The sequence below is a fragment of the Pseudoalteromonas shioyasakiensis genome (assembly GCF_022398475.1).
In the GTDB taxonomy this organism is placed as follows: domain Bacteria; phylum Pseudomonadota; class Gammaproteobacteria; order Enterobacterales; family Alteromonadaceae; genus Pseudoalteromonas.
This window is the reverse complement of sequence record NZ_JAKEVM010000005.1, coordinates 25,314-50,785: the sequence shown is the minus strand read 5'-3', so window position 1 is coordinate 50,785 and position 25,472 is coordinate 25,314. Positions and strand designations below refer to the sequence as shown.

The window sequence follows — 25,472 nt, the reverse complement described above, 5'->3', positions numbered from 1 at the left end:
CAGCGTTTAAGCGGCTATAATGAAATACAAAGATCTTCGCGAATTTATCGAGTTATTAGAACAAAAAGGTGAATTAAAACGGATCAAACAAGAAATTGATCCTTACCTTGAAATGACCGAAATTGCCGACCGTACTTTACGTGCCGAAGGCCCAGCTCTGTTATTCGAAAACCCTAAAGGCCACACTATTCCCGTTCTTGCCAACCTTTTTGGTACGCCTAAGCGCGTTGCAATGGGCATGGGGCAAGATGATGTTAGTGAACTGCGCGAAGTGGGTAAGTTATTAGCTTTTCTAAAAGAGCCTGAGCCACCAAAAGGCATTAAAGAGGCACTAGGGCAAATCCCAGTATTCAAACAAGTACTGAATATGCCAGCTAAAGAAGTAAAAAAAGCACCTTGTCAGCAAGTTATACTTGAAGGCGATGATGTTGATTTAACTAAGTTACCTATCCAACATTGCTGGCCAGGTGATGCTGCTCCCTTGATCACATGGGGTCTAACGGTTACCAAAGGGCCTTATAAAAAGCGCCAAAACTTAGGCATTTACCGTCAGCAGCTATTGGGTAAAAACAAAATTATTATGCGTTGGCTATCGCACCGCGGTGGCGCATTAGATTTTCGTGAATGGTGTAAAGAGCACCCAGGCGAACCTTACCCTGTATCTGTCGCATTAGGTGCCGATCCTGCGACAATCCTAGGCGCTGTAACACCAGTACCAGACACCCTAAGCGAATATGCATTTGCTGGTTTACTACGCGGTAGTAAGACTGAAGTTGTTAAATCGGTTTCAAATGACCTACAAGTACCTGCTACTGCTGAGTTCGTACTTGAAGGTTATATTATGCCGGGTGAAACAGCACCAGAAGGCCCTTATGGCGATCACACCGGTTACTACAACGAAGTAGACGAGTTTCCGGTGATGACGGTCACTCACATTACACATCGTGAAAACCCAATTTATCACAGCACTTACACTGGCCGTCCACCAGATGAGCCAGCAGTACTCGGGGTTGCTTTGAACGAAGTGTTCGTGCCAATTCTGCAAAAGCAATTCCCGGAAATTGTAGATTTTTACCTACCACCTGAAGGCTGTTCATACCGTATGGCTGTGGTCACCATGAAAAAACAATATCCAGGTCATGCCAAGCGCGTGATGATGGGGGTGTGGTCTTTCTTGCGTCAATTCATGTATACCAAGTTCGTGATTGTTTGCGATGATGATGTAAACGCACGCGATTGGAACGACGTGATCTGGGCAATTACCACGCGTATGGACCCTGCTCGCGATACGACGATGATCGAAAACACGCCAATTGATTATTTAGATTTTGCATCACCAGTTTCTGGCCTTGGCTCAAAAATGGGCATGGATGCAACCAATAAATGGCCAGGCGAAACAGATCGTGAATGGGGTGAACCCATTGTTATGGATCCAAAAATCAAAGAACGTGTTGATGAATTATGGGACAGCTTAGATATTCTCTAGGCTGTGTCTATGTTAAACTGCTCAAAATTTAACGGTTATGAGTGCGATTCATAACCGAATTTGCTTCTGTGCTTATAAAGGTAAACTATGCAAACACTACTCGCTGACGTTGTTGCGATCAGCCCGCTTACAGACCATGTACATAAGGTCATTTTGAAACCACAGCAACCTGTGTCATTCGAGGCAGGCCAATATATGCAACTTGTATTAGGCGAAAAAGATAAGCGTGCCTTTTCTATTGCAAGCCGCCCGTCGCAAACTGAACAGATTGAACTACATATTGGTGCCGCGGGTGCTGATTCGTATGCAATGCAAGCGCTTGACCATTTACGTCAAGCTCATACAGAGCAACAGCAAGTTAATGTTGAAGTAGGCTTAGGTGTATCACAGCTGCGAGTTGAGGGTGAGCGCCCAATTATTCTACTTGCTGGCGGTACAGGTTTTTCTTATGCCAAATCAATGGCTGATCACCTTGCTGAAATCGGCTGTGAGCGTCCTGTATTATTTTACTGGGGTGTACGTGAGCAAGCTGCACTTTATGCTCATGATGAAATGCAAGCATGGGCAAACAGCAACCCACATTTCCAATACATTCCAGTAGTTGAAAATGCGCCGCAAAGCTGGAATGGCAAAACCGGTTACGTCCACAAGGCTGTTATGGAAGATATCGTGTCTTTAGAACCATATGATATATACATGGCAGGCCGCTTCGACATGATTGGCGTGGTTCGCGATGATTTTATTAATCATGGTGCGGTACGTGAGAACATGTACGCCGATGCATTTGCATTCATTAAATAACTAACTCATACCGGTTATTTTTAAGGCATCCAATTGGATGCCTTTTTTATTTGTTTTACCTATCGCCTTAATCCGTCTAAACGATTTCACAAACTGCATTTCCTTGACCATACTCTGATTAGAATAACGATGGGGAGAGACCCAAATGCTAAATACAAAAGTACAAGACTTTATGCAACGTAAGTTGCCACACATTACGCCTGAAACTGAAATGACCACCGCGATTAGCGAGCTGCAAAAGTTTAAATTACTAGGCGCACCTGTATTCGATGACAACAAAAGCCTAGTTGGCTTTATTTCTGAACAAGAGCTGCTGCAACCGCTCATGCAAAACAGTTATTTCTGTGATGGTGTAGTGAAGGTAAAACAGCTAATGCGCACCGATGTTGTCACGGTAAGTAGCGATCAAAACATCATAGAACTGGCAGATGGCATGCAAACTGGAAAGCCAAAAAACTACCCGGTTATCGAGGATGGTAAGGTTGTTGGCATGATCAGCCGAGGAGACGTGCTCAAGGCATTGTATGAAAACTATGTCTCATGCCAAGAGCACCAAGTGTAAGTTAGCTGCTTAACGATTAACAGCTAACTGTTTTAAAGCAGCTTTATCTGCATCGCTTAAATAAGCAATTTCAAGCGCATTAGCTTGCGCTTTTTCCATATCGGCTTGGCTTAAGCCTGCCGCAGGTGCTGCTACTTGATACTCATACGCTATTTCAATACCTTCAACGGCTGGATCATCAGTATTAATTGATGCCAAAATACCATGGTCTAAGAAGGTTTTTAACGGGTGTTTTGCAAGCTCAGCAACAGTGCTGGTTTGAATGTTACTGGTTAAGCAAGACTCAATACCAATGCGCTTATCACGTAAGTAATCCATTAGTGCAGCATCTTCAATCGCTTTTACACCATGACCAATACGCGTTGCACCAAGCTCGTTAATTGCTTGCCAAATGCTTTCGCTACCTCGCGCTTCACCGGCATGAATAGTGGCAGCTAAGTATGCATCATGAACTTGTTTAAAGTGATCAACAAATAGCTCACCCGGGAAACCAATTTCATCGCCAGCTAAATCAACCGCGACTAAATCATTTTTAAAAGCAAGAAGCGCATCAAGCTCTTGCTGACAGATTTTGGTGCCATATGTACGCGACATGATGCCGATTAAGTTAGCTTTAATTGGTGCGTTATGACACGCACTTTTTACACCATCAACCACTGCTTCAACAACACCTTGCGGGTGTAGGCCTTGGCTTTGCGCCATATAATATGGGCTAAAACGAAGCTCAACGTAATCGAGGTTTTGGGCAATCGCATCTTCAACGTTTTCGATAGCAATACGACGACAAGCATCGTAATCACCCAATACTTTTACACCCCAATCTAGCTTTTGTAAAAACGCCACTAAATTTGGTTCAGGGTCGATAACCTGTACGTGCGGAATAAGCGCTTCAATGTTGTCAGCAGGTAATTCAAGATTAAACTGACGACCAAGGTCTAAGATCGTTTGTGGGCGAACATTACCATCTAGATGACGGTGAATATCAAGCAAAGGGAGTTTGTTATTGATCATAATTAGCACTCAGGTTCAGTAAATTTGCGCGGATCATACGTACCCACGGCGATATTTCAAGTTTAGATGATTTTATTTACTTTTTAGAGGTCAAATGTCTGCTTTAATGGCTGCTAGCATTATGCAAAAAATGCCACAAAGTTTTAAAAAGTTTATCTGCATCAATTGGTTTAGTTAAATAACCATTCATACCACTGGCTAAGCCTTTCTTTAGGTCATCATCATGAGCATTTGCCGATAAGCCAATAATCGGTAAATCGGTGATCAGCAGTTCATTACGAATAACCTTAGTCGCTTGTAAGCCATCCATATTCGGCATTTGAATATCCATAAGCACAAGGTCATAGCTTTTTTCACTGATCATCTTAATAGCCTCGTGGCCATCTTTAGCGATATCAGGTTGGCAGCCTTTAGTTTTTAAAATCGAACTCGCCACATGTTGATTCAATGGGTTATCTTCAACCAATAAAATTGCATCATTGGCAAATGAAACAGCAGTCACATCAATATCAGCTAACTCATCATCACTATGAATCACCTCTTCAAGAGGAGACTCAAATGGCAGCGAAATTGTAAACGTTGAACCTTGCCCCTCAGAGCTAGTTAGGCTTATCTCGCCTCCCATCATAACAATGAGTTTTTGACAAATGCTTAAGCCTAAACCTGTGCCACCAAAACGACGAGAGGTTGAGCTATCGGCTTGTGAAAATGGTTTAAACAGGCGCTGCTGAGCCTCTTTACTGATGCCGATGCCTGTATCAATAACACTAAAGTAAGTAAATTCACCCTGCTGCCAAATACGTAATGTAATCGTGCCTTCTTGAGTGAACTTCACCGCATTGTTTAACAAATTCAACAATACTTGTTTTAAACGAATTGGGTCGGTGTGGATCAGTAAGTGTTCAGAAGCATCAAGCTCAACTCTAAATTCTAAAGAGCGTGAGTTAAGCTCAAACTGCAATAAGTTAGTCAGCTCACTAACCAACGCATTCACATCAATAGGCTCTTGATGTAGCTCCAATCGCCCAGCTTCTATTTTAGAAAAATCTAAAACATCATTGATTACCCGTAATAGTACATTCAGTGCACCATCGGCTTGATCAATATAACCACGGGCTTGTTGCCAGTCAGGCTCTTGCATTGCTAAATAATGCAAACCCTTAATACCATTAATAGGCGTGCGTATTTCATGGCTCATATTCGCCAAGAACTCACTTTTAATTTGGCTGGCTTTATCGGCTTTTAATTTTTCTTCGCGAAGGCTTTGAGTTTGCTTTGCCACTTGCTGACGAATTTGAATATTAGTACCAGTTACAGAAATCAAAAAGGTGATCAATAACCAAACAAACAGCATACCGACTATTTGCGCCAACCAATAAGGCAACCATGACGACTGTGCAACTGACTCCCATAATTTTACCTGCCAAACGCGCTCACCAATAATAAAGTTGAAGCTCGCAATAGCTGTTGTACCTACACGGTGTGGGCTGTAAATTTCGACAGGATTACTGCCGTCAGTAACGTCATAGAAGCTGGCATCGATATCAGTGTTCTGATTAAAATTAAGTGTTTGTGCTAACACTTCTAAATTGACCACGGCGACAACATAACCTCTAAATCCGACCTGGTGATTAATGTCTGAATAAACTGGGTTGAAGAATAAAACGCCCTTTTCGTTACCATCACCTTGCATCAGGGTAATAGGCTCACTGACGGTGACATTCTTAATTAACCGAGAGTCAGTTAACGCTTGTTTACGTAACTCGTTTGAGGCTAAATCAAAGCCTTGTGCTGGTTCGTTCCCTGCTAAAGGATGAATATATTGCACCGGAAAATAAACCGTTCGCTTACTCACCGGCTGCCACTGCCCTGCAGCACTTTTTTCTTTCACATAATAGTCAGCGCCCAGTTCATCACGCAGTAAATTTTGATAATTATTTAGTTGTGAGTGAATAACCTTAGGTGCCCACTCAAGGGCAAGAATTTCTTCGCTGTATTGTAGTTGCCTTGATGTGAAGCGCTTAAATTCGTCAAAATCAACCATGTCACTACTAGCAAAAAAAGTTGCGAGTAAGGCTAAGTGCGACTTAATTTCATCGACTTTATGTTCAAGGTTCGTGTGAATAGCACTGACTTTAGCTTGCTGGCGCTGTAAGTCTTTGTCTTTTTTTACACTAGCTGCACCATAAAAGCTGACACAAATAACCACGTAAATTAATAGCGACGGCACAATGATTTGCAGCCGTTGGCGAGTATGATGGTAACTAAATGCCGCTAAAATTAATGGCGTGAATATCAGTACCCCAATGCTATCGCCAATCCACCATGCGATAAAATTATTAAGCGCCGCATAACTCGGAATAACATTGTTAATGACCAGTAAGCCGGTGCCAATTGATGCAGCAATCAAGCTACACAAAGGGCCGCCAATCATTAAACCAAGCATACTTTGCTTTAATGATGATAATTCAATCGGGCGTTTAACGACATGAATGATAATGTAATAGGCAAGCCAAGCTTGGAATGTAGATGCAGTTGTTACGCCAATTGCCTGCAGCATCATTTGCCAGTGAAAAATATCAGTGGCTTTATCAAGGTGAATAAGGTTTACAAAGAATGCCCCTAGCAGAACCCCTGGCAAGGCACGATTTCTAAGTAGCAAGATACTGGCAAGCGCAATACCTGAAGGCGGCCATGCTGCAACCGCATAGCCATCAATCGCCAGCAATGAATTACTTAAGTACCCTGTAAGAAAGTAAGCAAGTGCAATGCTTATTGTCAGTGTAAATAAGTTCTTCAAGCCATCGCTCCTTTGCTGGCTGGAGTAAAATTATTGATAGAGTACCAATGCTTTTTCTGGTTGGGCACTCTTACTGTAGCTTAGCACCGCTTGCTGCAAATAAGCATGGCGATTATCTGCATTAAGCGCTTTATCAAACACTCGCGCGGCTAAGTCGTATTCACCGTGAGCATTAGCTAAACATGCAAGGGCTAGTAATAAGTCTGTATTTTCGGTGTCTTTTTTTAATACATCCTGCAAACTTGATTGCAGCTTGAGTGCATCGCCAGCGCTACTAGTACGTAAAATACGTGCTAAATCTTTATGCTGTAGCGGTTTTTTGATCATTTTAATTAAGCTTAGCTCAATTTTGTTTAACTCACCTGCCTTCGCCATCGCCGTTAAATAGCTTACCTCTGCGTGTGGCTTCAAGTTTTTGGCTAATTGCTCATAACGCTCAGTTAAATCCCCGTTTGACTGAGCTGCAAAGTAACGGTCGAACAATTGTTGCCACTCTTGCTCTGAAAGTACTTTTTTGCGTAATAAACGTGGCATAAAGTCATTAAGTGCCGCCCACTTTTGCTCTTGCACTAAAACATGGGCATACATTTTAAGCTCTAAACGAGAGGCTTTTTTGCGTTCAGCTAACGCTTTAAGGTCAGCAAAAATAGTGCTGGTTTCGCCGCTAGCAATCCATAAATTAGCCACTTTTAGCTGCTTATCTTGGCTTATTTTATCAAGATAGCTAATTGCTTTTTCATTTTCATTATTCGCCAGTGCCGCTTTAGCTAGAAGCGCAAAACGTATATCGCTCCACTTTTGTGCAACACTGTTGTTATCAAGTGCAAGCTCAAGCTCCGTATAATCGTTATTTATTAAGCTCCATACACCTTGCTCAATAGCCGCTTGTTTACGCTCTTCACTGCGCGCAAAGAAACCATGGCGTGTATGGCTATATAAAGATATTACGTAACGGCAAAGCTTATAAAGTAAAAACAGTGCAGCGAATGCCAATATTAAAAGTGCAGTAACGCCCCAAATAGTCCCTTCAATGGTTGTTTTATTAAAGGCAATTAGTACATAACCCTTTTGATCTATAAAAAAAGGGGCAATCCCTAAGCAGACTGCTATTGCAATAATGATTAATAAAAAGCGGATCATTGTGCCCACTCCTTCACCTGCTCAGTACTTTGTAATGACACTTTTGGACTAAAATTGAGCTGTTCTTTCGAAAGCTCAGCAAGACTTTTTAAGGCCGCTTTTGTTTGCGCATCATCTTGTTTAAAGTAATCTTTTACCAAGCTATGAGCAGCATCAACAGCACTAAAATACACACTGCTTTGTTTACTTAATACAGCATCTTGTGCTTGAGCTAAGTATAAACTTAAGCGCTGTTTTACTAGGTGACGCTCTTGCTCACTTAAAAATGGTGCGATAACCATATCTTCACGTGTGCGTACTTCTACAAAGAAGTCTTTAAACTGCTGCCACGACTTCGCAAGGTTTTGACGCCACTCACTCACATTTTCACTTAATTGATTTGGGTCTTCTTTGACGACCTCTTCAGGGAGTGAAATAGCATTAAATACCAGTTCATCAACTTTTTGATTAATGCCATGCAGTTTTAAATAAATTGCTTCAACAGCCACAGGTTCTATGGCATTCAAGGTTTGTAAATCTTGGTGAATTGCTTGGCGAATAGCGCCTGTACCCGGGTGTTCTGCAAGTAAGCTATCTAAGCGAGATAGCACAGCAGCAGCCCCTTGGTAATCGTGCTCTGCCCACAATTTAAACTCGGCCATACGCTGCAGGCTTTTGACTTCTTGCGGATTAAGCGTGAAAGTTTGCTGCTCGGCGCGCTTTAAAGCCGCTTGTAATTGCTGCTGTGTTTGCTCTGCACTTTCATTTAGTGCATCAGTGACCTTTTGTTCACTGTTATAAAGCGAGTGCTGCATTGTTTGTTGGGCACTTTTTAATGCATCAATTTGCTGCTGTAAGCGTAGGTTTTCATCTGTCAGCTCAGTCAATGCCACAGCCGATTGCTGATCGCTATTTAATTTTAGATAAAACTCATAGCCAACTGCACCAGCCACTAAAAGTGAAATAAGTAACGCTAAGCTACCTGTTTTGCTGATGCCTCTTTTAGCTTGTACAGGCGCTTTCGCCCCAATATTTGCCGTTTGCGCTTTTTTCTCTGGCTTTGCGGGTTGTTTTGATTCTGCTTCACTCATTTTGCTACCTTGCTGATTAATGCAGGTGAACATAGCGCTGTCGCTCGCCCCTGCAGCAATATGTATCTGTGTTCTTGCGACATTCTGTTGCTTTAAATAATCAGCGATACGCTCACTGGCAACGAAAAATTGTCGCTCTTTCAACCATGCAAGCTGAGGCTCATTTAGGCCATTAAAAATGGCATCCACCGCTGCATTACTGGTAATGACTATACCTTCTACATCAATTGTTTGCCAGTGGTCCATCCACTTGCCCGGTTCGCTCTCAATTGCGCTCCGCTTGTAAACAACCAACTGATTTAATAAAGCACCACGTTGTTTTAAGGTTTTTGCTATGGTCGTTCGCCCACCTTCACCTTTCACTAAAACGATGTTACTTAGTTCAACATCTTGTAGTGTTTTTAATTCAAGCAGACCTTCTGAATCATGCTGTTTGGGCACTGCGGCTCGTCGCCCAAAGGCTTCATAAACCGCATCAGCCGTTTGCTGACCGACCGCATAAAGTTGCGCTGCTTTGTTGATGGTTGGTGTGAGTTTTAATAAGGCATGCACGGCATCTTGCGAGATAAAAATGATTTTATCGGCATTTTCTAGCGGCGCGAGCTCACTACTATTTACGGTGAGGTAATCTAAGGTAAGGACTGGACACAGGGTTGTTTGATAACCCGCCTGCTGAAGCTCAAGAGCAAGCTCAGTGCCTTTTCCTTCTGGACGAGTTATCAAAATATGCATATTAAGCGTCTCTATATACTTCAGCTAAAATTTTATCAGCACCTTGCTCAAGTAGCTTTTCAGCAAGTGTAATACCTAACTGCTCTGCGTCAGCCACAGGGCCTGTCACTTCATCACGCAGCATTTGGCTGCCATCAATAGCGCCCACTAAACCACGTAAATGCACTTGCTCACCATCAACCAATGCAAATGCACCAATTGGCACTTGGCAACCACCTTCTAAACGGCGATTCATAGCACGCTCAGCATTAACACGAATACGTGTTTCATTATGTTCGAGTGGCGCTAACAGTGCTTTTGTCACTTCATCATCAATACGGCACTCAATACCCACAGCACCTTGACCATTTGCAGGTAATGATACCTCTGGCTCGATAAAAGCTGTAATACGCTCAGGCATTTCTAAACGAATTAGACCCGCTGCAGCTAGGATGATTGCATCATATTGACCATCATCTAGTTTTGCTAAACGAGTATTAACATTACCGCGTAAATCACGAATGTCTAAATCTGGGCGAGCTTCGCGAATTTGGCATTGGCGGCGTAAGCTTGATGTACCAACAATAGCGCCTTGTGGTAACTCATCTAAGCTTTTGTAGTTGTTTGATACAAACGCATCGCGCGGGTCTTCACGCTCACAAATTGTGTGTAACGCTAACCCTTCAGGAAACTCAACAGGCACATCTTTCATTGAATGCACCGCGATATCTGCACGACCATCAAGCATGGCTTGCTCAAGCTCTTTTACGAATAAGCCTTTACCACCAATCTTGGCCAGTGGTGTATCAAGGATAATATCGCCTTGCGTCGACATAGGAACCAACTCTACCGTTACATCGTCGTGGAAGTGCTCTAGTTGAGCTTTTACAAATTCAGCCTGCCATAAAGCAAGTGCACTTTTACGGGTAGCGATACGAACTAGTTTTGTTGTCTGTGTCATGAAAAATCCAATTAATTATCAGGCTGATACTAAATATTACTCAGCTAAAATTCTAAATTCTTTTTGGGCCAGTAAGTTGCCATCTGCGTCAATAACTTCAACACGCCAATCACCCAGTTGTTCTGGCATAATGTTTTTCGTTGAATAAGTACGAAAACGTGGACTACTTACGGCCAATTCAATCGAAGCAAGCTGTTGACCTTGGTAATACCATTGGTGACGAACAGCTTGTCCCTGCATATTTCTAAGCTCGCTAAAAAAGCTCAGGCTATTGCTTATTTGCGCTAATTTTACATCGTTTTTTAAAACGTTTACTGGTTCTCGATCAACAACATCGGTTGTTAATACCGCGCGGCTTACTTTATCTGTGTCTATTTTAGCGCCAATTGCGACACTGGCAATATGTGCTGACTGCGAAAACTGCTGCTGAGCATCAGGAGCAGCAGCAATCTCTACTTGCTGTTCAGTTTGTGGTGCTTCTTCACCATCAGGGGTGACAGCTGGTGTTTCAGGTTGTTGCTCATCAACAACCTCTTCACTGTCGAACTCAGTCTCTGCTGTTGTAACGTCAGGTTCTACAATGTTTGAACTCACAACCTCTGCTTTAGTAGTTTCTGTGCTATCAGCCTGCGGTGTTTGCTCATTCATTAACGAAGCATCGACTTCTTTTGGCTCTTCTTGCTCAGCGTCATTTAAAGAAGCTTGTAATTCAGCATTTGTAAACTCTGCTTGCGGTTCATCTTGCGGAGATTGTTCAGCATTTACAGCACCAGTAAAGCTATACACTAAAATAGCCAATGCTACTAAGATAACACTGCTAACCATAAAAATGCGTCGCCAATGCCATTGGTAAGTCACTGCTGTAGGAGTTGAACCTGCCGATTCAACGGCATTCATATTTGCTGTAATTACAAGTTTCTTTGTCATGTTGGCCTCTAAAACCAAAAATTAACTCAAGCGAGCAATTAACCATTCACGAATAGCCATTAACTCTTCACCACAAACTTGGTGCGCCATCGGATAGTCTTGCCAGCTTACTTCCATGTTGTTAGCGCTAAGCACGTCAAATGCTTGTCTGCCTGCACTATGCGGTACCACATCGTCAAATCGACCATGTGCCATAAAAATATTTAACCCCTGCTGCTTGGCTTCATCGGCAAATTTTGCAGGCACACACATATAGGTTGAAAGTGCCATTACACCCGCTAATTTATAATCTAGACGTGGCGCTAAGTGCAGAGATACCACACCCCCTTGCGAAAAACCGGCAAGAATAATTTTGTTTGGGGCGATACCATTTGCTATTTCTTGATCAATAATTGCAGCCACTTTTGCAGCGGATTCGCGAACCCCTTGCTCGTCAGCACGCTTATCTAAATCCATCGATTTAATATCGTACCAAGAACGCATTGCCATACCACCATTTATGGTGACCGGCTGCACTGGCGCATGTGGAAACACAAAACGTACGCCAAGCTCTTTTGGTAGAGCAAGTTGCGGTGCAACTGGGGCAAAACCATCACCCGAATCACCTAAACCATGTAGCCAGATAACCGTTGCTTTGTGGTCGCCTTGTGCTGAGTACTCAACAAACTCTAAACTCATAGTTCAGAACGCCATTCAATTGTTTGACCTGCTTGGCGAGTTGCCGCATCACACATAAATTGCCAAAACTCTGCACCTGAGCGGTTATCAATCCACTTATCGTCGCGTAGTTCAAAATGGTGACCATTAAATTTAGTCGCAACCCAAACTTGGTGTAATGGTGCTTGCTTGTTGATCACAATTTTACTGCGATCAGGAAAGATGATTTCTAAAATACCTGACGCTGATTCATAGTCTAAATCGGCATCACATTCATCGATTTGCTCTTCAATAGTTAGCATTAATGCATCGGCTAGTGTGTGGTATTCATGATCAGTCATTTTAGTGTCCTTTAACTGGCTTTAAGCCTAGATCTGGGGGCAGATTGTGTACATCAAGTGTAACAGGAATAAATTCATCCGCGAATAGCTGCATTTTTTAAATATTCTGTTACTCTGCGATTATAAAGCCAGCAACCGTATTAATCTAATGAAAGAGACTCATAGCCAAAAATTAAAAACCATTTTACCTCTAAGCGCCCTTCTACTAACCCTAGCAGGTTGCGGACAAAGTGGTGCTCTTTATCTGCCAGATGATACTAAGCCGCCTGCAAAGTCTCAGCCGCAAGCTGATCCATCCGAACAACCAGAGCAAAAACAGGACCAATAGATGGACTTTTTTAACTACAATAATAATCAGCTGTTCGCTGAAGACATCGCTGTCAAAGAGCTTGCCGAACAATATGGTACGCCTTGTTATATCTATTCTCGCAAAACCTTTGAACGTCATTATCTAGCATTCGCTGAAGCTGCTAAGTCACATAAGAGCTTGGTGTGCTATGCCGTAAAAGCCAACTCAAATATTGCCGTGCTGAATATTTTAGCGCGACTTGGGTCAGGTTTTGATATTGTCTCAAAAGGTGAGCTTGCGCGCGTTATCCAAGCAGGCGGAGACGCAAGTAAGGTTGTTTTTTCTGGCGTTGCAAAAACCGCTGACGAAATTGCCTATGCACTTGAATTGGGGATCAAGTGTTTTAACGTTGAGTCAGTGGCTGAGCTTGAGCGTATTTCAAAAGTGGCAACGGATCTTAACTTAGTGGCACCGATTTCGATTCGCGTAAACCCAGATATAGATGCAAAAACGCACCCTTATATCTCAACCGGCTTAAAAGAGAATAAGTTTGGTATTGATATTCAAACTGCGGTAACTGTGTATCAACATGCAGCATCATTACCCGGTTTAAAAATTACCGGTGTAGATTGCCACATCGGTTCGCAGCTAACGGAAATAAAACCTTTCTTAGCAGCCCTTGAAAAAGTACTGACTCTTATCGAAGAGTTAAAAGCGGTTGGCATCAAGCTAACTCACCTAGATATCGGTGGTGGTCTTGGGGTGCCTTATAATGGCGAAACACCTCCTCATCCAAGCGAGTATGTTGATAAAATTACCGCTCGATTAGCAGACTACCAAGATTTAGAACTTATTTTTGAACCTGGTCGTGCGATTGCAGCCAACGCAGGTATTTTAGTTACTAAAGTTGAGTTTATTAAACAAAACCAAGATAAGTTCTTTGCTATTGTTGATGCAGGCATGAACGATATGTTGCGTCCATCGCTGTATCAAGCTTGGCAAAGTATTGTACCAGTTGAACCTCGCGCAGATGATACGCCTACTTACAACTACGACATTGTCGGCCCTGTCTGTGAAACCGGTGACTTTTTAGGTAAAGACCGTGAGCTTGCACTTCAAGCCGGTGACCTTTTAGCGCAGCGCAGCGCTGGCGCATATGGTTTTACCATGAGCTCAAACTACAACTCACGCCCGCGTGTTGCAGAGATTATGGTGGATGGCCAACAAAGCCATTTAATTCGCCAACGCGAAACCTTAGAAAGCCTTTGGCAAGGTGAGAAAATTTTACCATAAACGTTTTTATAACCGCCCTGCTCTGTGGCATGATTAGCTCAGAGCAAACCCGAATTAGAGCGTTATGTTAGTTAATTTTTCAAAAATGCACGGCCTAGGTAATGACTTTGTCGTTATTGATAACATTACTCAAAATGTTTTTTTATCACGTGATCAAATAAAGAAGCTGGCAGATCGCCATTTCGGCATTGGCTTCGATCAACTGCTTATGGTTGAAGCCCCTTACTCTCCTGATCTCGATTTTCATTATCGAATTTTCAATGCCGATGGTAACGAAGTTGAACAGTGCGGCAACGGTGCGCGCTGTTTCGCCCGCTTTGTACGTATGAAAGGCCTGACCAATAAGCATAAAATCTCGGTTTCAACAAAATCTGGTAACCTCACGCTTTATATAGAGAAAGATGGCCAAGTAACGGTAAATATGGGCCACCCCAATTTTGAACCGAACAAAATCCCATTAAAAGCCAGCAAGCGTGAGTTGACCTATATTCTTCGCACGGAAGAACATACGGTATTTAGTGGCGCAGTATCGATGGGTAACCCGCACTGCGTTTTAGAAGTTGATGACATTCATAGCGCAGAAGTCGCCACCTTAGGCCCACTGCTTGAAAATCATGAACGCTTTCCACAACGCGCAAATGTTGGTTTTATGCAGGTAATTTCGCAAGATCACATTAAACTAAGAGTGTGGGAACGTGGCGTTAGTGAAACCTTGGCCTGTGGTACAGGTGCCTGTGCTGCGGTCGTGGTTGGTCAAATTCAGAGTAAACTTGCTACTACCGTACAAGTTGACTTACCCGGCGGCAGTTTGCAAGTACGCTGGCAAGGCGAAGGCCACCCTGTACGAATGACAGGCCCTGCTGAGCATGTTTTTGATGGACAAGTGGCACTATGAGCAAACTAACAGAACAACAAATTGCTGAATATTTAAAAGCACACCCTGATTTTTTTATTAAAAACCCTGATGTGCTCGCTGAAGTTGAACTACAACAGCAAACGGCTGGGACAACGTCTTTGGTGCATATTCAACAGCGCCAATTACGTGAACACAATACGCTATTAAAAAATAAAATTGAGCAGCTCGTTGAACAAGCAAAAGAAAACGAGTTAATTTACCGCTTATTTAGCGACTGTCATCGTCAGTTATGGACTAACTACGACTTTACGACACTGGCTAGCAACTTGCGCAATATTATCTGCACGAACCCATCCATTAACGAATGCCAGTTAGTTAAGTACGATAAAAAGTTTGATGAATTAATTGCTCATCGCCTGCAAAACGACGGCATTTACTTGGGTCGAGTAAGCCAACAAGAAAGAGACTTACTGTTTTCAGACACGACTCAATCGACTGCTTTATATCTAATTGGTAACACGAAACACCCTGTGGCTATTTTGGCGTTTGGTAGTGATGACGTAAATCACTTCGAACCGGCAAAAGACAGCTTTTTTGTCCTTGAGTTTGTGCGCTCATTGCAACTGCGCTTATTGGAACTTGCATGAGCGATGTGACAACGCCAGACATTAATGAATTAAGTGATGCTTGGCGAACACCCATCCAACTTTTTGCAGACTACTTACGCTACGAAAAACAATACTCAGCGCACACAGTAAACCAATATACGAGCCAACTAGGCTTCGCAGCTTTGTACTTTAGTAAACTATGTGAAGACTGGTTTGCTGTTCAAGGTGAGCATATTCGCCGTTACAGCATGCAAATGCGCAGCAAACAATTGAGTGGTCGCACAATCAGTTTAAAACTAAGCTGTATTCGCAGTTTATATAAATTCTTAAAAGCCAAAAATATAGCCAGTCAGGTACATTATCACAATCCGGCAGAGGCCATTAAAGGGCCAAAATTTTCCAAGCCTTTACCCAAAAATTTAGACGTAGATCAAATGGCTAAGCTTTTAGAACTGCCAGATGATGAGCCTTTAGCTATTCGTGACAAAGCCATGATGGAATTAATGTACTCTTCGGGTCTGCGCATTAGCGAGTTAGTTGGTGCTAACATACAGGATATAAATCCAACTGAAGGCGAAATTTTAGTCCGTGGTAAAGGTAACAAAGAACGCTTATTACCTGTAGGCAGCAAAGCGCTCAGTGCATTAAAAGCATGGCTGAAAATTCGCCCTCAATTTGCACATCCTGATGAAATAGCCGTGTTTGTTAGCAGCCAAAAAAAGCGAATTTCCGTACGCCAAGTTCGCTTACGGATGCAAGAATGGGGAATTAAGCAAGGGATCAGCTCGCAAGTGCATCCGCATAAATTACGCCACTCGTTTGCATCACATATCTTAGAATCATCAGGGGATCTGCGTGCCGTACAAGAACTCTTAGGACACAGTAGTTTGTCTGCAACGCAAGTTTATACGCATTTAGATTTTCAGCATTTAGCTAAAGTGTACGATAACACCCATCCACGCGCTAAAAAGCGCTCAACATCAGAGTAAACCCTTGTCATTATGATCCGATTTAACCGTGCCCTATCGCCAGTTTCAGTTTTAAGTTTTGATTTAGACGACACACTTTACAACAACCATCCGATCATAAAATCAGCCTTACAAGCACAAGCTGATTACTTAGAAGCATTAGACCAATGGCCAGACGATAGCATGAGCTACTGGTTAACATGCCGCGATAATGCTTTAAAACATGATGCAACTTTAATTGATGACGTTACACGCTGGCGACAAGCAGCATTACACTATGCCATGACCGATCTGGGTTTTTCAGCAGAGCAAGCTCAGTTGCATGCCGAAAACGCTTATCAGGCATTCGCTGATGCCCGCAGTCAAATAACCGTGACTGATGAAGTGCTTGAATTACTTGCTAACCTCAGTAAACACTACCGCCTCATCGCCATCACCAATGGTAATGTCGAAGTAGAAAAGTTTAACCTTAATGGTGTGTTTGAGTTAGTTTTACAAGCAGGCCCACACGGAAAAGCAAAGCCGCACAGCGCCTTATTTGATAGCGCAGCCAAAAAATTAGAAGTGCCTCACAAGGAAATTTTGCACATTGGCGATAGCCTAGATACTGATGTCCAAGGCGCCAATAATGCCGGATGCCAAAGCGTTTGGCTAAATAACCAAGCAACGCAATATCGTTATCAAGGATTAGCAGATATTGAAATAAGCAATATCATGGCGCTCAATCATTTGATTAAAAAGTAACGACTTTGAGAAATTTGTTTTATGCTGAGCAAGTAGGCAACAAAGATTTAAAACTGGTGGGCGAAACGGATGAATGCTTTTCTTAAATTAATATTGCTACTTTCTCTTAGTTTAAATGGTTACTTTATTTGGCAGCTTTTTAACCCAGCAAAGCCTATAGAAATAGAAACTGTCGCACCAGCGCCTAAAGTACAAAAAGGCACGGTCTTACCTGCCCACTTCCAGCAAGCAGTTGCACTATTTAGCAATCAGTTATTTGATAAAGCCGTCGCTGAGTACACTCAATTACTTGTGAATGAACCTCGCTATGCAAGGCAGCTAAAGCAAGCTTGGCAACAGCAACTAGAATCATGGCTTTCCCATAAAAAATTCACTTTAAGTGAGCAATTTTTAACGGCCTTTTTAAATAGCCACCCTTACGATGTCACCATGCTTGAACTTGAAGCTAAGCGTTTAATCGCACAAGGTGATACCCAACAAGGAATCATCAATTTACTGGCTCTTAGCAACCAGTTAGACAGCAATGATAAACAACAACTTAACAAACAAATAGACGAGCTAAGCACATCCTATATTGATGAACTTATTGCGACGCAACAATGGCAAGCCCTGCTTAATATTAGTCAACAATGGCTTGATTACACGCCTGGCAATGCGCAGTACTTATATAACTATGCATTAGCTAACTATCATTTAGAAGATTACGTCGCGAGCCAAATAACCCTAGATCAACTGCCTGAAGATCATGACTATAAACAACAGGCCGAGCAATTACACCTATTGATTCAACAAGCCTTAGCAGGTGTTGAAGTTATAAAATTAACCGCTCGAGGTTCACATTATTTAGTAAACAGTATTATCAACGATGATATTGAAACCGAACTGATGATCGACACAGGCGCTAGCTTTACTGTAATCAACCAAACATTATTAAACTCGCTTAACACTCCAGCAAATTTTCTTGGCGCACTTAAGGTAAACACAGCTAATGGCATTGTTGAAGCACAGCGGTATCAGCTCGAATCCTTTCAAGTCGGACAACAACGTATTCGTAATTTTGAAGTGCTGGTAATAGAAAATCATGCTGGCTATGGCTTATTAGGTATGAACTTTTTAGAGAATTTTAAGTTTAATATCAATCAGCAAGTGAATGAGTTAGAGTTGATAAAGAACAATTTTTAAGGACAAGCAATGACTCTTAACGAATTTCTTTCGAAATTAGCAAGCACACCACAGCAAATTGAGTTTACCGATACCATGGCGGTAATTGACAGCAATTATGATTTTACCCCAAGCGCTTTTAATAATCATGGCTTGCTTAGCGAGGCAAATGAAAATAATGGCTCATGTAAAATTTTTGCCTTTGCAAAGCTTAATCAACTAAGCAAACAAAATACCCTCGATTGTTTTGGCGCGTTTTATCGTGATGATGTATTACACAATCCTGAAGGGCAAGACCACATGAACATTCGCACCTTTATGCTTGCCCCTGAAGCGACCCCTTTCTTAGGAGTTACATTTACCGAGCAAGACGTGCTTAAAGCGAAGTGATTAAAACCAAAAATTAAAGGGGTTTTTCCATAAAATAACGGCAGCCGTCGAGTGGGTAGTTACTCATTTCGTATTTGACTTGGTAGCCGTTTTTTTCGTAAAAGGGTTTGGCTTGAAAATCGAGCGTATCAAGTTGAGCGGTATTTGCACCAAACGCTTTAGCTTTGCTCTCTAATTCAGCTAACAATCGTGTCGCAAGCCCTTTACCACGCGTCTTATCATCACACCAAAGCCAACTAATAAGCAGCCAATTACCAAATACTTGGCCATGAATACCAGCTACAACACTGTTATGTTTATTAACGAACTTAAAGCCTAAAGGAATACGCTCGGCATTAAAATGCGCGGCGTTGAAAGCCACAATATGTTCTCTTAGCTGATTGTTTAGATCAGCTGAGTCATCACTTTTTAATTGATACATAGCATACCTATAAAATGTTATGACTCAGTATACGCTTATATCGTTAATCAGTATAAGTGGTTCTTGCCATAAGGTACTTCGAGCATGTTACTCGCCAGCTTTTCGGGCTGACCGCACATTTCATCATAAGCACTGGTGTGGCGTAAAACCATATCACCATAACTTAAGTGATCGAGGCGCTTTTGAATGTGCAACGGGCTAATATCGCGAATAAACTCACCTTGCTCATCAGTGACATAATACTCAACGTTATTTATTAGCACAGACACTTGATACAGCGCCATTTCCAACGAATGAAGGATAACTTTTTGCAGTGGCTGATGGTCTGCAAGCTCTGATAACTTGATAGGCATGTGCGTTCCTCTTTGATGGTGGAACTATCTATACGTGATTTTGGTATACTGTGATCAAATTAATTGTACAAAAATCACTCATGCCAGAAAAAGTACGACTTGCTAAATTTATTGCCCATGCGGGTGTTTGCTCTCGAAAGCAAGCATCGCGTTTGATAGATCAAGGTGAGGTAACAGTAAATGGCCGTGCCGCAAATCATATAGATCATGTTGATGAGCACGATGATGTGATTGTACTTGGCGAAAAAATTTCAGCAAAAGCGCCACTCACCTACTTTGCGTATCACAAACCCGTTGGTATAGATTGCAAATTAAATGCTGACGACCCAACCAGTCTTATTCATAGTCTGCCTAAAACTACCCGGGTTTACCCAATTGGCCGGCTCGACAAAGACTCCCGAGGTTTGTTGATTTTGACCAATGACGGTGAGTTTTGTAATCAACTTATCCACCCTGATTACCACCAACCCAAGCGCTATTTAGTCACCGTAGATAAACCTCTTGATAGTGATTTTTGTAAAAAAATGGCAAACGGTGTGCCTGTAGATAAACAAATAACCCTCCCTTGTGAGGTGGCTCAAGTCACCGAAACACAGTTTTGCATCGTCTTAAAACAAGGTTTAAACCGGCAAATACGTAAAATGGCACGTTTTTGTGGCTACAAAGTCATCGACCTGTACCGCACAGATATCGCAAAACTGTCACTCACCACGCTGAATTTGCCCGAAGGGCAGATAGTCAGTATCAAAAAAAGTGACATTCTCTAACAAAAAAGTTTGCATTAATTGATTACACGTGTAATCTTAAATTAAAGATTACATCTGTAGGCATAAAAATGATTGAACTTTCTAAAGCTGAATTCGAAGTATTAGATGCGGTATGGCTTGGCTACCCAGCCACGGCTAGTGAAGTAATTGCGCGTTTAAGTGACGATAAAGAATGGCACGAAAAAACCATTAAAACGCTACTAAGCCGTTTAGTTAAAAAAGGCGCACTAAGCTTCGAGAAACAAGGTCGCCAATATAACTACACCCCTTGTATTGCTCGTGAAGAATACACATTAAAAGAAAGCCAAAGCTTTATTGAACGCTTTTTTAATGGCCGTATTGCGCCACTGGTGAGTGGCTTTGCTAAATCAGAGCAACTCTCGCAACATGATATTGATGAGCTGAAAAAGGTCATCGATGATTGGGAAAAACAGCAAAAATAAGGCTTGTTATGTTAGATGCATTTTTTAATTGGCTGTTAGATCAACAACTTTTGATCTCATCTGCAATTATGTTTTTATTACTGCTAGAGCGAAAGTTACTAAGCCAGCTATCGGCACGCTTGGTTTATACACTGTGGGCGCTTTTACCAATTAGTTTATTGTTAGCGAACCTACCAGAACACTTAAAACCAATTCAAAACGACTTTATCAGTAAGCTGACTATCACACCAAACACAGCAATAATGCCGCAGTTTACGCTCACTTGGTTTGCTATTTATGGCTTTATTAGTGCCGCACTGCTGATCACTGCCGTATATTTTCATTACCGTTTTCTAGCAAAACTGCAATTAGTACCAATTACGCTTGATCATCACAACAACCAAAGTATACGCATATACCAAAGCAACCAAGTGAGCTCACCTATGGTTGTAGGAGTTATAAACACCAAGCTAGTAATGCCTACAAACTATCAAAGCCATTACAACAGCCATGCTTTAGCGCTTATTTTAGAGCATGAATCAGTGCACATTAAACGCAAAGATAACCTAATTAATGCCATCGCGTTAAGTGCCACTATTTTGCTGTGGTTTAACCCTGTCGCTTGGCTTGGTTATGCAAGTCTGCGCCGCATTCAAGAGCTTTCATGTGATGAGCAAGTACTCAAAAATAAATCAACTGAACAACGAATTCTATACAGTAAGGCATTAGTGCACTGTGCAAGCTTTAGCAGAACAGGCTTAATGGCTTATTCACAATACGGAGATAAAAACACCATGTTACAACGTCTAAATCAAATAAAGCAGATCGACAACAGCTCATTTATTGCAAAAACAGCGTTAGTTATTTTTACAGCGGGCATGCTTAGCAGCTTTGCCATTGCAAAACAGCCGATGTCCGTTGAAAAGACAAAGGACTATCAAGCGGTTATGCGTGTAGAGCCGATATACCCAATTCAAGCGGCAGAGCAAGGTATTAGCGGTTCAGTCGTTTTGAAATACGATATTTTACCAAGTGGCGCCACCAGCAATGTTAGTGTAGTAAGTGCAGAGCCTGAAGGAGTTTTCAATCGAGAAGCGAAAAGAGCCTTAAAACAATGGCAATATGCGCCGTCTGAATCTGGCTTTCAAAACGCCTTAGTACAACTCGATTTCGCCTTAGACGAAAACTATCAAGCAAAGGATTTAATAGAAAAAATTAAAGTTAGCTCTAAGTAAAAGTAACCACTTAAGACCCTAAAGCAAGCGCCTTATTTAAGCCGCTTGCTTTGTGGTTTTTAACTTATTGCTTTGTAACTAGAGGCAAACAGCAATCATCGCCACAGCACAAACATAGCCTACTAGCCAAACTAATGAGCGCAGAATATCTTGGTTTATGTAGTAGAAAATACAATACAACACACGGGCAATAACATGCACAATCGCTAGGGTCTCAGTTACCTGATAGACATTATTGCTACCTATAACGACTGCCAGAGCGACAGCAAAAATAATCAGCGATTCAAAGCTATTTTGATGTGCTGCCAACGCACGAGCACCAAAGCCGGTTAGTTTAGCTTGTTGCTCGCGTGGGTGCTTATTGTCGTAGCCTGCCAACTTATTTTGTGCAAAAGCCACAGGCGCTTTGGCTAAATAGGGTATGAGTACTGCGATGAGTGCACAGATAATCAGTGTGGTCATGATATTTCCTTATCTTTTAACTGTAATACCCTACCCTAGCGTAAACAAAAAAAAGCCGCTACTTAAAACAGCAGCGGCCAGCAATAGCATCATTGTCACTATAGTCTAATGACGGCATAAAAGCCCTGCGGCATATTGTCACAGCTGAGTTTTTCTCAAGTTGGTCGATAAGCTAATGCTCTCATACTTTGGTTTTGTTACTCTAAGCGCCTCTCCTCATTAATTTATTTTCAATATGACTTGGATTTTCTTAACTATTTTTGCGGCATTTATGCAGTCGTGGCGCAATGCACTGCAAAGTAAACTGAGTGCAACAGTGAGCGTTGCAGGGGTAACGCTTGCTCGCTTTATTATTGCCAGCCCGATTGCTGCCCTGTATTTATTTGTACTTTATCAGTATCAAGACGCCGCACTCCCTGACTTTAATCTGGCTTTTATTGGCTACATTGTTGGCGCCAGTATCGTCCAAATCCTTGCCACCGGTTTGATGGTAAAACTGTTTAAAATGAATAACTTTGCAGTCGGTGCCGGGCTTGCAAAAAGTGAAGCGCTGATGGCGGCCATTTTAGGCGTTATGTTCTTCGGCTCAGCACTCTCACTGCTAGGTTGGGTTGGCGTATTTATTGGTGCAATTGCGGTATTGCTATTAAGTGGCATCGCGAATGTTAAACACTTTAATTTGGGCACCGCACTGCTTGGGCTTGCTTGCGGCACTTCTTTTGCTCTTTCATCGTCATGGATCCGTGAGGCAAGTTTAAATTCAGGGCTGACTTTCCCACACTCGGCCGCTTGGGTGTTGTTACTGATTATCAGCTTACAAACCCTGATGCTGTGCGTGTATATTGCATTCAAAGAACGCGATACATTTAAGAAAATGTGGCATCACAAAGGCACCACGACCGCTGTTAGTGTTTGTAGCTGTTTAGGTTCAATCGGTTGGTTTAGCGCTATGAGCTTGCAGCATGTTGCTTATGTAAAAACACTGGGGCAGATAGAAGTATTCTTTACCATTTTGGTATCGATTCTTTGGTTAAAACAACCTTTAAAGCGCCAAGACACGGCTGGGCTTGTGTTGATTGCACTGGCAGCCATCCTGGTAATGCTACCAAATTAGGCTTATTCCTAGTCATTAAAAAAGCGGCTATGCCGCTTTTTTAATGACTAATTTTTAGCGTTATCACACCGCTAATTATCAGCAATACTCCGGCAATACGGCCAAATGTGGCGGCATCCCCATAAAATAAAATACCAACTAAGAAAGTGCCTGCTGCTCCTATGCCTGTCCATACCGCATAAGATGTTCCCATCGGAATATCCTTTTGCGCCAACCACAGCATAAAACCACTAGCGACCATAAATGCGACGGCTATCGCAATGCCTAACCAGCGACTGTCTGCCTGTTGAGACATTTTAAGGCCAACAGGCCAGCCAATTTCTAAAAGACCTGCGACAATTAAATACAACCACGCCATTAGTGATCTCGCTTTTTCAAGATCACGTCATACAAATCTTCGCGGCGGTCTTTTAAGTTTCTAACAGTACCTTCACTGTGAAGGATTTTCAGTTTATCCATATCTAAATCACTGAATAACAGCATTTCGGTATTCGGTGTTGCTTCATTCAAGGTTGCATCATGCGGGAACGAAAAGTCAGAAGGGGTAAGCACTGCTGATTGCGAATACTGTACGTCTAAGCTTTCTACTTCAGGTAAGTTACCAACCGAGCCTGCAATCACAACATAACATTCATTTTCAATTGCGCGTGCTTGTGCACAATGGCGTACACGTAAGTAACTATTTTTTGTATCCGTCCAAAATGGCACGAACAAAATATCTAACCCTTGCTTAGCGAGAATACGTGACAGCTCAGGGAACTCTACATCGTAACAAATTTGAATACCAACACGACCCGCATCCGTTTCAAATACAGCAATTTTATCACCGCCTTGGATCACCCAGTCATTTTGCTCGTGAGGGGTAATATGAATTTTACGCTGCTCATCAATTTTACCGCTGCGGTGGCACAAATAGCTGACATTATAAATCTTGTCATCTTCTGCGAGTGGCATGGAGCCTGTGATAATATTGGCATTGTATTCAACCGCCATGCGTGACATTGCATCACGGAAGGTTTCTGTGTACTCGGCCAAATAGCGAATAGCTTCCGTTTGATTACTTTGTTCGGTAAGACCCATTAACGGGGCATTGAAAAATTCCGGAAACAGAATAAAGTCACTCTTATAGTCAGACACCGTATCAACAAAGTATTCCACTTGCTTGAGCAGCTCTTCGACAGACTCAACACAGCGCATTTGCCACTGTACAGCACCGACACGCACAATTGATTTAGTCGACTCAAGTACCGTATCCGTCGGCTCAAACATAATGTTATTCCACTCGAGTAAAGTGGCATAACCAACTGACTCCTGATCTTCAGGAAGGTATTTTTTAAGTAAACGTTTAACTTGGAAATCATTAGATAACTGAAAGCTTAAAATCGGATCGTACAGCTCTTTGTGGTCAACTTTTTCGATGTACTCCATCGGCGACATCTCTGCACTGTGATTGTAATAACGCGGAATACGCCCACCCGCTAAAATAGCGCGTAAGTTATACTGACGACACAGCTCTTTACGTGCATCGTATAAGCGACGACCCAGTCGCATCCCTCGGTGAGTTGATGAAATCACCACATCTAAACCATAAAGTGCATCACCTTCAGGATCACTAAATACACGGTCATGACCATCAACAATGTCTTCGTAGGTATGTGGGTTAGAAAAGCGCGCGTAATCAACCTGTACACTCAAGGCAATGCCCACTAAAACACCATCGTCAACAATACCTATTTGCCCTTCCGGAAACTGGTCTATTAGCCTAAAAATAGTATGGCTTGGCCAAGCACCACCAAGCCCTGGGTACGCTTGATCCATGAGGGTCTTTATTTGTGGGTACTGTTCTTTGGTTAGATTACAGATCTCTAAATGCGTTTTTTCCGCCGGCATAGCTACTCCTTTTTAGGCACGAGAGAATAATC

Annotated in this window: 28 protein-coding genes; 15 read left to right on the top strand and 13 right to left on the bottom strand. The window is 42.3% G+C overall.

Going from position 1 to position 25,472, the window contains the following annotated elements; all coding sequences use genetic code 11:
- Window positions 1-19 precede the first annotated feature (19 nt).
- The 3 genes from ubiD to L1D51_RS02320 all read left to right on the top strand — a co-directional run bounded on the left by ubiD (window position 20) and on the right by L1D51_RS02320 (window position 2,849).
- Entirely contained in the window at window positions 20-1,486 is a 1,467-nt protein-coding gene (gene ubiD, locus L1D51_RS02330) for a 4-hydroxy-3-polyprenylbenzoate decarboxylase (protein WP_054554671.1), read from the top strand.
- A gap of 87 nt (window positions 1,487-1,573) precedes the next feature.
- The gene (gene fre, locus L1D51_RS02325; RefSeq protein WP_062566233.1) at window positions 1,574-2,287 is read left to right on the top strand and encodes an NAD(P)H-flavin reductase; all 714 of its coding nucleotides are present in this window, start codon (window positions 1,574-1,576) and stop codon (window positions 2,285-2,287) included.
- Window positions 2,288-2,432: 145 nt separating this feature from the next.
- On the top strand, window positions 2,433-2,849 hold the full coding sequence (locus L1D51_RS02320) for a CBS domain-containing protein (protein ID WP_054563674.1): 417 nt from the start codon (window positions 2,433-2,435) through the stop codon (window positions 2,847-2,849).
- A 9-nt stretch (window positions 2,850-2,858) separates the two neighbouring features.
- On the opposite strand, the gene add is transcribed toward L1D51_RS02320, so the two are convergent.
- The 8 genes from add to cyaY all read right to left on the bottom strand — a co-directional run bounded on the left by add (window position 2,859) and on the right by cyaY (window position 12,467).
- A complete protein-coding gene (add, locus tag L1D51_RS02315; protein ID WP_055199237.1) occupies window positions 2,859-3,860 on the bottom strand; it encodes an adenosine deaminase in 1,002 nt (333 codons plus the stop codon).
- Window positions 3,861-3,963: 103 nt separating this feature from the next.
- On the bottom strand, window positions 3,964-6,660 hold the full coding sequence (locus tag L1D51_RS02310; RefSeq protein ID WP_239962442.1) for a CHASE domain-containing protein: 2,697 nt from the start codon (window positions 6,658-6,660) through the stop codon (window positions 3,964-3,966).
- A 30-nt stretch (window positions 6,661-6,690) separates the two neighbouring features.
- Window positions 6,691-7,800, bottom strand: coding sequence for a heme biosynthesis HemY N-terminal domain-containing protein (locus tag L1D51_RS02305; protein WP_239962440.1), 1,110 nt, complete (start codon window positions 7,798-7,800; stop codon window positions 6,691-6,693).
- Window positions 7,797-9,602, bottom strand: coding sequence for a uroporphyrinogen-III C-methyltransferase (locus L1D51_RS02300; protein ID WP_239962438.1), 1,806 nt, complete (start codon window positions 9,600-9,602; stop codon window positions 7,797-7,799). The genes L1D51_RS02305 and L1D51_RS02300 overlap by 4 nt, the downstream gene beginning before the upstream one ends.
- Window position 9,603: 1 nt before the next feature.
- Entirely contained in the window at window positions 9,604-10,542 is a 939-nt protein-coding gene (gene hemC / locus L1D51_RS02295; protein ID WP_054554664.1) for a hydroxymethylbilane synthase, read from the bottom strand.
- Window positions 10,543-10,578: 36 nt separating this feature from the next.
- Window positions 10,579-11,469: a DUF2914 domain-containing protein gene (locus L1D51_RS02290; protein ID WP_055199239.1), complete on the bottom strand. Its 891-nt coding sequence runs from the start codon at window positions 11,467-11,469 to the stop codon at window positions 10,579-10,581.
- A 21-nt stretch (window positions 11,470-11,490) separates the two neighbouring features.
- Window positions 11,491-12,147: an alpha/beta hydrolase gene (locus L1D51_RS02285; RefSeq protein ID WP_054563681.1), complete on the bottom strand. Its 657-nt coding sequence runs from the start codon at window positions 12,145-12,147 to the stop codon at window positions 11,491-11,493.
- On the bottom strand, window positions 12,144-12,467 hold the full coding sequence (gene cyaY, locus L1D51_RS02280) for an iron donor protein CyaY (RefSeq protein ID WP_054554661.1): 324 nt from the start codon (window positions 12,465-12,467) through the stop codon (window positions 12,144-12,146). Before cyaY ends, L1D51_RS02285 begins: the two co-directional genes overlap by 4 nt.
- A gap of 148 nt (window positions 12,468-12,615) precedes the next feature.
- Here cyaY and lptM point away from each other — a divergent pair, with 148 nt between their 5' ends.
- The 8 genes from lptM to L1D51_RS02240 all read left to right on the top strand — a co-directional run bounded on the left by lptM (window position 12,616) and on the right by L1D51_RS02240 (window position 18,776).
- The gene (gene lptM / locus L1D51_RS02275) at window positions 12,616-12,795 is read left to right on the top strand and encodes an LPS translocon maturation chaperone LptM (RefSeq protein ID WP_054554660.1); all 180 of its coding nucleotides are present in this window, start codon (window positions 12,616-12,618) and stop codon (window positions 12,793-12,795) included.
- Window positions 12,796-14,049 carry a diaminopimelate decarboxylase gene (gene lysA / locus L1D51_RS02270; protein ID WP_054563682.1) on the top strand — a complete coding sequence of 418 codons (1,254 nt, stop codon included), beginning with the start codon at window positions 12,796-12,798 and terminating at the stop codon, window positions 14,047-14,049.
- A gap of 64 nt (window positions 14,050-14,113) precedes the next feature.
- Complete coding sequence (gene dapF, locus L1D51_RS02265; RefSeq protein ID WP_054563683.1) at window positions 14,114-14,944, top strand: diaminopimelate epimerase; 831 nt, start codon at window positions 14,114-14,116, stop codon at window positions 14,942-14,944.
- The gene (locus L1D51_RS02260; RefSeq protein WP_239962436.1) at window positions 14,941-15,552 is read left to right on the top strand and encodes a DUF484 family protein; all 612 of its coding nucleotides are present in this window, start codon (window positions 14,941-14,943) and stop codon (window positions 15,550-15,552) included. Before dapF ends, L1D51_RS02260 begins: the two co-directional genes overlap by 4 nt.
- Window positions 15,549-16,502 (top strand): tyrosine recombinase XerC, encoded by a 954-nt coding sequence (locus L1D51_RS02255; RefSeq protein ID WP_054563685.1) that lies wholly within the window; start codon window positions 15,549-15,551, stop codon window positions 16,500-16,502. Before L1D51_RS02260 ends, L1D51_RS02255 begins: the two co-directional genes overlap by 4 nt.
- A gap of 12 nt (window positions 16,503-16,514) precedes the next feature.
- On the top strand, window positions 16,515-17,225 hold the full coding sequence (locus L1D51_RS02250) for an HAD-IA family hydrolase (protein WP_055199240.1): 711 nt from the start codon (window positions 16,515-16,517) through the stop codon (window positions 17,223-17,225).
- A gap of 69 nt (window positions 17,226-17,294) precedes the next feature.
- Complete coding sequence (locus L1D51_RS02245; RefSeq protein WP_055021657.1) at window positions 17,295-18,407, top strand: retropepsin-like aspartic protease; 1,113 nt, start codon at window positions 17,295-17,297, stop codon at window positions 18,405-18,407.
- 9 nt (window positions 18,408-18,416) lie between these two features.
- Window positions 18,417-18,776: a HopJ type III effector protein gene (locus L1D51_RS02240; RefSeq protein WP_054563688.1), complete on the top strand. Its 360-nt coding sequence runs from the start codon at window positions 18,417-18,419 to the stop codon at window positions 18,774-18,776.
- A gap of 13 nt (window positions 18,777-18,789) precedes the next feature.
- On the opposite strand, the gene L1D51_RS02235 is transcribed toward L1D51_RS02240, so the two are convergent.
- Both L1D51_RS02235 and L1D51_RS02230 read right to left on the bottom strand, forming a co-directional pair.
- Window positions 18,790-19,197, bottom strand: coding sequence for a GNAT family N-acetyltransferase (locus L1D51_RS02235; protein ID WP_239962434.1), 408 nt, complete (start codon window positions 19,195-19,197; stop codon window positions 18,790-18,792).
- Between the two features lie 47 nt (window positions 19,198-19,244).
- Window positions 19,245-19,550: a DUF6482 family protein gene (locus tag L1D51_RS02230; RefSeq protein ID WP_054563690.1), complete on the bottom strand. Its 306-nt coding sequence runs from the start codon at window positions 19,548-19,550 to the stop codon at window positions 19,245-19,247.
- An 80-nt stretch (window positions 19,551-19,630) separates the two neighbouring features.
- Between L1D51_RS02230 and L1D51_RS02225 the strand changes: the two genes are divergently transcribed.
- The 3 genes from L1D51_RS02225 to L1D51_RS02215 all read left to right on the top strand — a co-directional run bounded on the left by L1D51_RS02225 (window position 19,631) and on the right by L1D51_RS02215 (window position 21,974).
- Window positions 19,631-20,317, top strand: coding sequence for a pseudouridine synthase (locus L1D51_RS02225; RefSeq protein ID WP_054563733.1), 687 nt, complete (start codon window positions 19,631-19,633; stop codon window positions 20,315-20,317).
- Between the two features lie 68 nt (window positions 20,318-20,385).
- Window positions 20,386-20,760: a BlaI/MecI/CopY family transcriptional regulator gene (locus tag L1D51_RS02220; RefSeq protein ID WP_054554650.1), complete on the top strand. Its 375-nt coding sequence runs from the start codon at window positions 20,386-20,388 to the stop codon at window positions 20,758-20,760.
- 8 nt (window positions 20,761-20,768) lie between these two features.
- Window positions 20,769-21,974, top strand: coding sequence for a M56 family metallopeptidase (locus L1D51_RS02215; protein ID WP_239962432.1), 1,206 nt, complete (start codon window positions 20,769-20,771; stop codon window positions 21,972-21,974).
- A gap of 78 nt (window positions 21,975-22,052) precedes the next feature.
- Here the strand turns inward: L1D51_RS02215 and L1D51_RS02210 are convergent, their stop codons facing one another.
- A complete protein-coding gene (locus tag L1D51_RS02210; RefSeq protein WP_055199242.1) occupies window positions 22,053-22,436 on the bottom strand; it encodes an MAPEG family protein in 384 nt (127 codons plus the stop codon).
- 235 nt (window positions 22,437-22,671) lie between these two features.
- Between L1D51_RS02210 and L1D51_RS02205 the strand changes: the two genes are divergently transcribed.
- A complete protein-coding gene (locus L1D51_RS02205; protein ID WP_239962430.1) occupies window positions 22,672-23,550 on the top strand; it encodes an EamA family transporter in 879 nt (292 codons plus the stop codon).
- 40 nt (window positions 23,551-23,590) lie between these two features.
- Here L1D51_RS02205 and L1D51_RS02200 read toward each other — a convergent pair whose 3' ends face one another.
- Both L1D51_RS02200 and L1D51_RS02195 read right to left on the bottom strand, forming a co-directional pair.
- The gene (locus L1D51_RS02200; RefSeq protein ID WP_054554646.1) at window positions 23,591-23,908 is read right to left on the bottom strand and encodes a DMT family transporter; all 318 of its coding nucleotides are present in this window, start codon (window positions 23,906-23,908) and stop codon (window positions 23,591-23,593) included.
- Window positions 23,908-25,440: a carbon-nitrogen hydrolase family protein gene (locus L1D51_RS02195; RefSeq protein ID WP_055199243.1), complete on the bottom strand. Its 1,533-nt coding sequence runs from the start codon at window positions 25,438-25,440 to the stop codon at window positions 23,908-23,910. Before L1D51_RS02195 ends, L1D51_RS02200 begins: the two co-directional genes overlap by 1 nt.
- Window positions 25,441-25,472 lie beyond the last annotated feature (32 nt).

Bases quoted from the DNA above. Each gene is read 5' to 3' on its own strand.
- dapF (WP_054563683.1), top strand. From the start codon at position 14,114: ATGTTAGTTAATTTTTCAAAAATGCACGGCCTAGGTAATGACTTTGTC.
- L1D51_RS02195 (WP_055199243.1), bottom strand. From the start codon at position 25,440: ATGCCGGCGGAAAAAACGCATTTAGAGATCTGTAATCTAACCAAAGAA.
- L1D51_RS02300 (WP_239962438.1), bottom strand. From the start codon at position 9,602: ATGCATATTTTGATAACTCGTCCAGAAGGAAAAGGCACTGAGCTTGCT.
- L1D51_RS02200 (WP_054554646.1), bottom strand. From the start codon at position 23,908: ATGGCGTGGTTGTATTTAATTGTCGCAGGTCTTTTAGAAATTGGCTGG.
- L1D51_RS02305 (WP_239962440.1), bottom strand. From the start codon at position 7,800: ATGATCCGCTTTTTATTAATCATTATTGCAATAGCAGTCTGCTTAGGG.
- lysA (WP_054563682.1), top strand. From the start codon at position 12,796: ATGGACTTTTTTAACTACAATAATAATCAGCTGTTCGCTGAAGACATC.
- L1D51_RS02210 (WP_055199242.1), bottom strand. From the start codon at position 22,436: ATGACCACACTGATTATCTGTGCACTCATCGCAGTACTCATACCCTAT.
- L1D51_RS02320 (WP_054563674.1), top strand. From the start codon at position 2,433: ATGCTAAATACAAAAGTACAAGACTTTATGCAACGTAAGTTGCCACAC.
- L1D51_RS02235 (WP_239962434.1), bottom strand. From the start codon at position 19,197: ATGTATCAATTAAAAAGTGATGACTCAGCTGATCTAAACAATCAGCTA.
- L1D51_RS02250 (WP_055199240.1), top strand. From the start codon at position 16,515: ATGATCCGATTTAACCGTGCCCTATCGCCAGTTTCAGTTTTAAGTTTT.
- add (WP_055199237.1), bottom strand. From the start codon at position 3,860: ATGATCAATAACAAACTCCCTTTGCTTGATATTCACCGTCATCTAGAT.
- lptM (WP_054554660.1), top strand. From the start codon at position 12,616: ATGAAAGAGACTCATAGCCAAAAATTAAAAACCATTTTACCTCTAAGC.
- ubiD (WP_054554671.1), top strand. From the start codon at position 20: ATGAAATACAAAGATCTTCGCGAATTTATCGAGTTATTAGAACAAAAA.
- L1D51_RS02240 (WP_054563688.1), top strand. From the start codon at position 18,417: ATGACTCTTAACGAATTTCTTTCGAAATTAGCAAGCACACCACAGCAA.
- L1D51_RS02290 (WP_055199239.1), bottom strand. From the start codon at position 11,469: ATGACAAAGAAACTTGTAATTACAGCAAATATGAATGCCGTTGAATCG.
- L1D51_RS02230 (WP_054563690.1), bottom strand. From the start codon at position 19,550: ATGCCTATCAAGTTATCAGAGCTTGCAGACCATCAGCCACTGCAAAAA.
- L1D51_RS02205 (WP_239962430.1), top strand. From the start codon at position 22,672: ATGACTTGGATTTTCTTAACTATTTTTGCGGCATTTATGCAGTCGTGG.
- hemC (WP_054554664.1), bottom strand. From the start codon at position 10,542: ATGACACAGACAACAAAACTAGTTCGTATCGCTACCCGTAAAAGTGCA.
- cyaY (WP_054554661.1), bottom strand. From the start codon at position 12,467: ATGACTGATCATGAATACCACACACTAGCCGATGCATTAATGCTAACT.
- L1D51_RS02255 (WP_054563685.1), top strand. From the start codon at position 15,549: ATGAGCGATGTGACAACGCCAGACATTAATGAATTAAGTGATGCTTGG.
- L1D51_RS02215 (WP_239962432.1), top strand. From the start codon at position 20,769: ATGTTAGATGCATTTTTTAATTGGCTGTTAGATCAACAACTTTTGATC.
- fre (WP_062566233.1), top strand. From the start codon at position 1,574: ATGCAAACACTACTCGCTGACGTTGTTGCGATCAGCCCGCTTACAGAC.
- L1D51_RS02260 (WP_239962436.1), top strand. From the start codon at position 14,941: ATGAGCAAACTAACAGAACAACAAATTGCTGAATATTTAAAAGCACAC.
- L1D51_RS02225 (WP_054563733.1), top strand. From the start codon at position 19,631: ATGCCAGAAAAAGTACGACTTGCTAAATTTATTGCCCATGCGGGTGTT.
- L1D51_RS02245 (WP_055021657.1), top strand. From the start codon at position 17,295: ATGAATGCTTTTCTTAAATTAATATTGCTACTTTCTCTTAGTTTAAAT.
- L1D51_RS02285 (WP_054563681.1), bottom strand. From the start codon at position 12,147: ATGAGTTTAGAGTTTGTTGAGTACTCAGCACAAGGCGACCACAAAGCA.
- L1D51_RS02220 (WP_054554650.1), top strand. From the start codon at position 20,386: ATGATTGAACTTTCTAAAGCTGAATTCGAAGTATTAGATGCGGTATGG.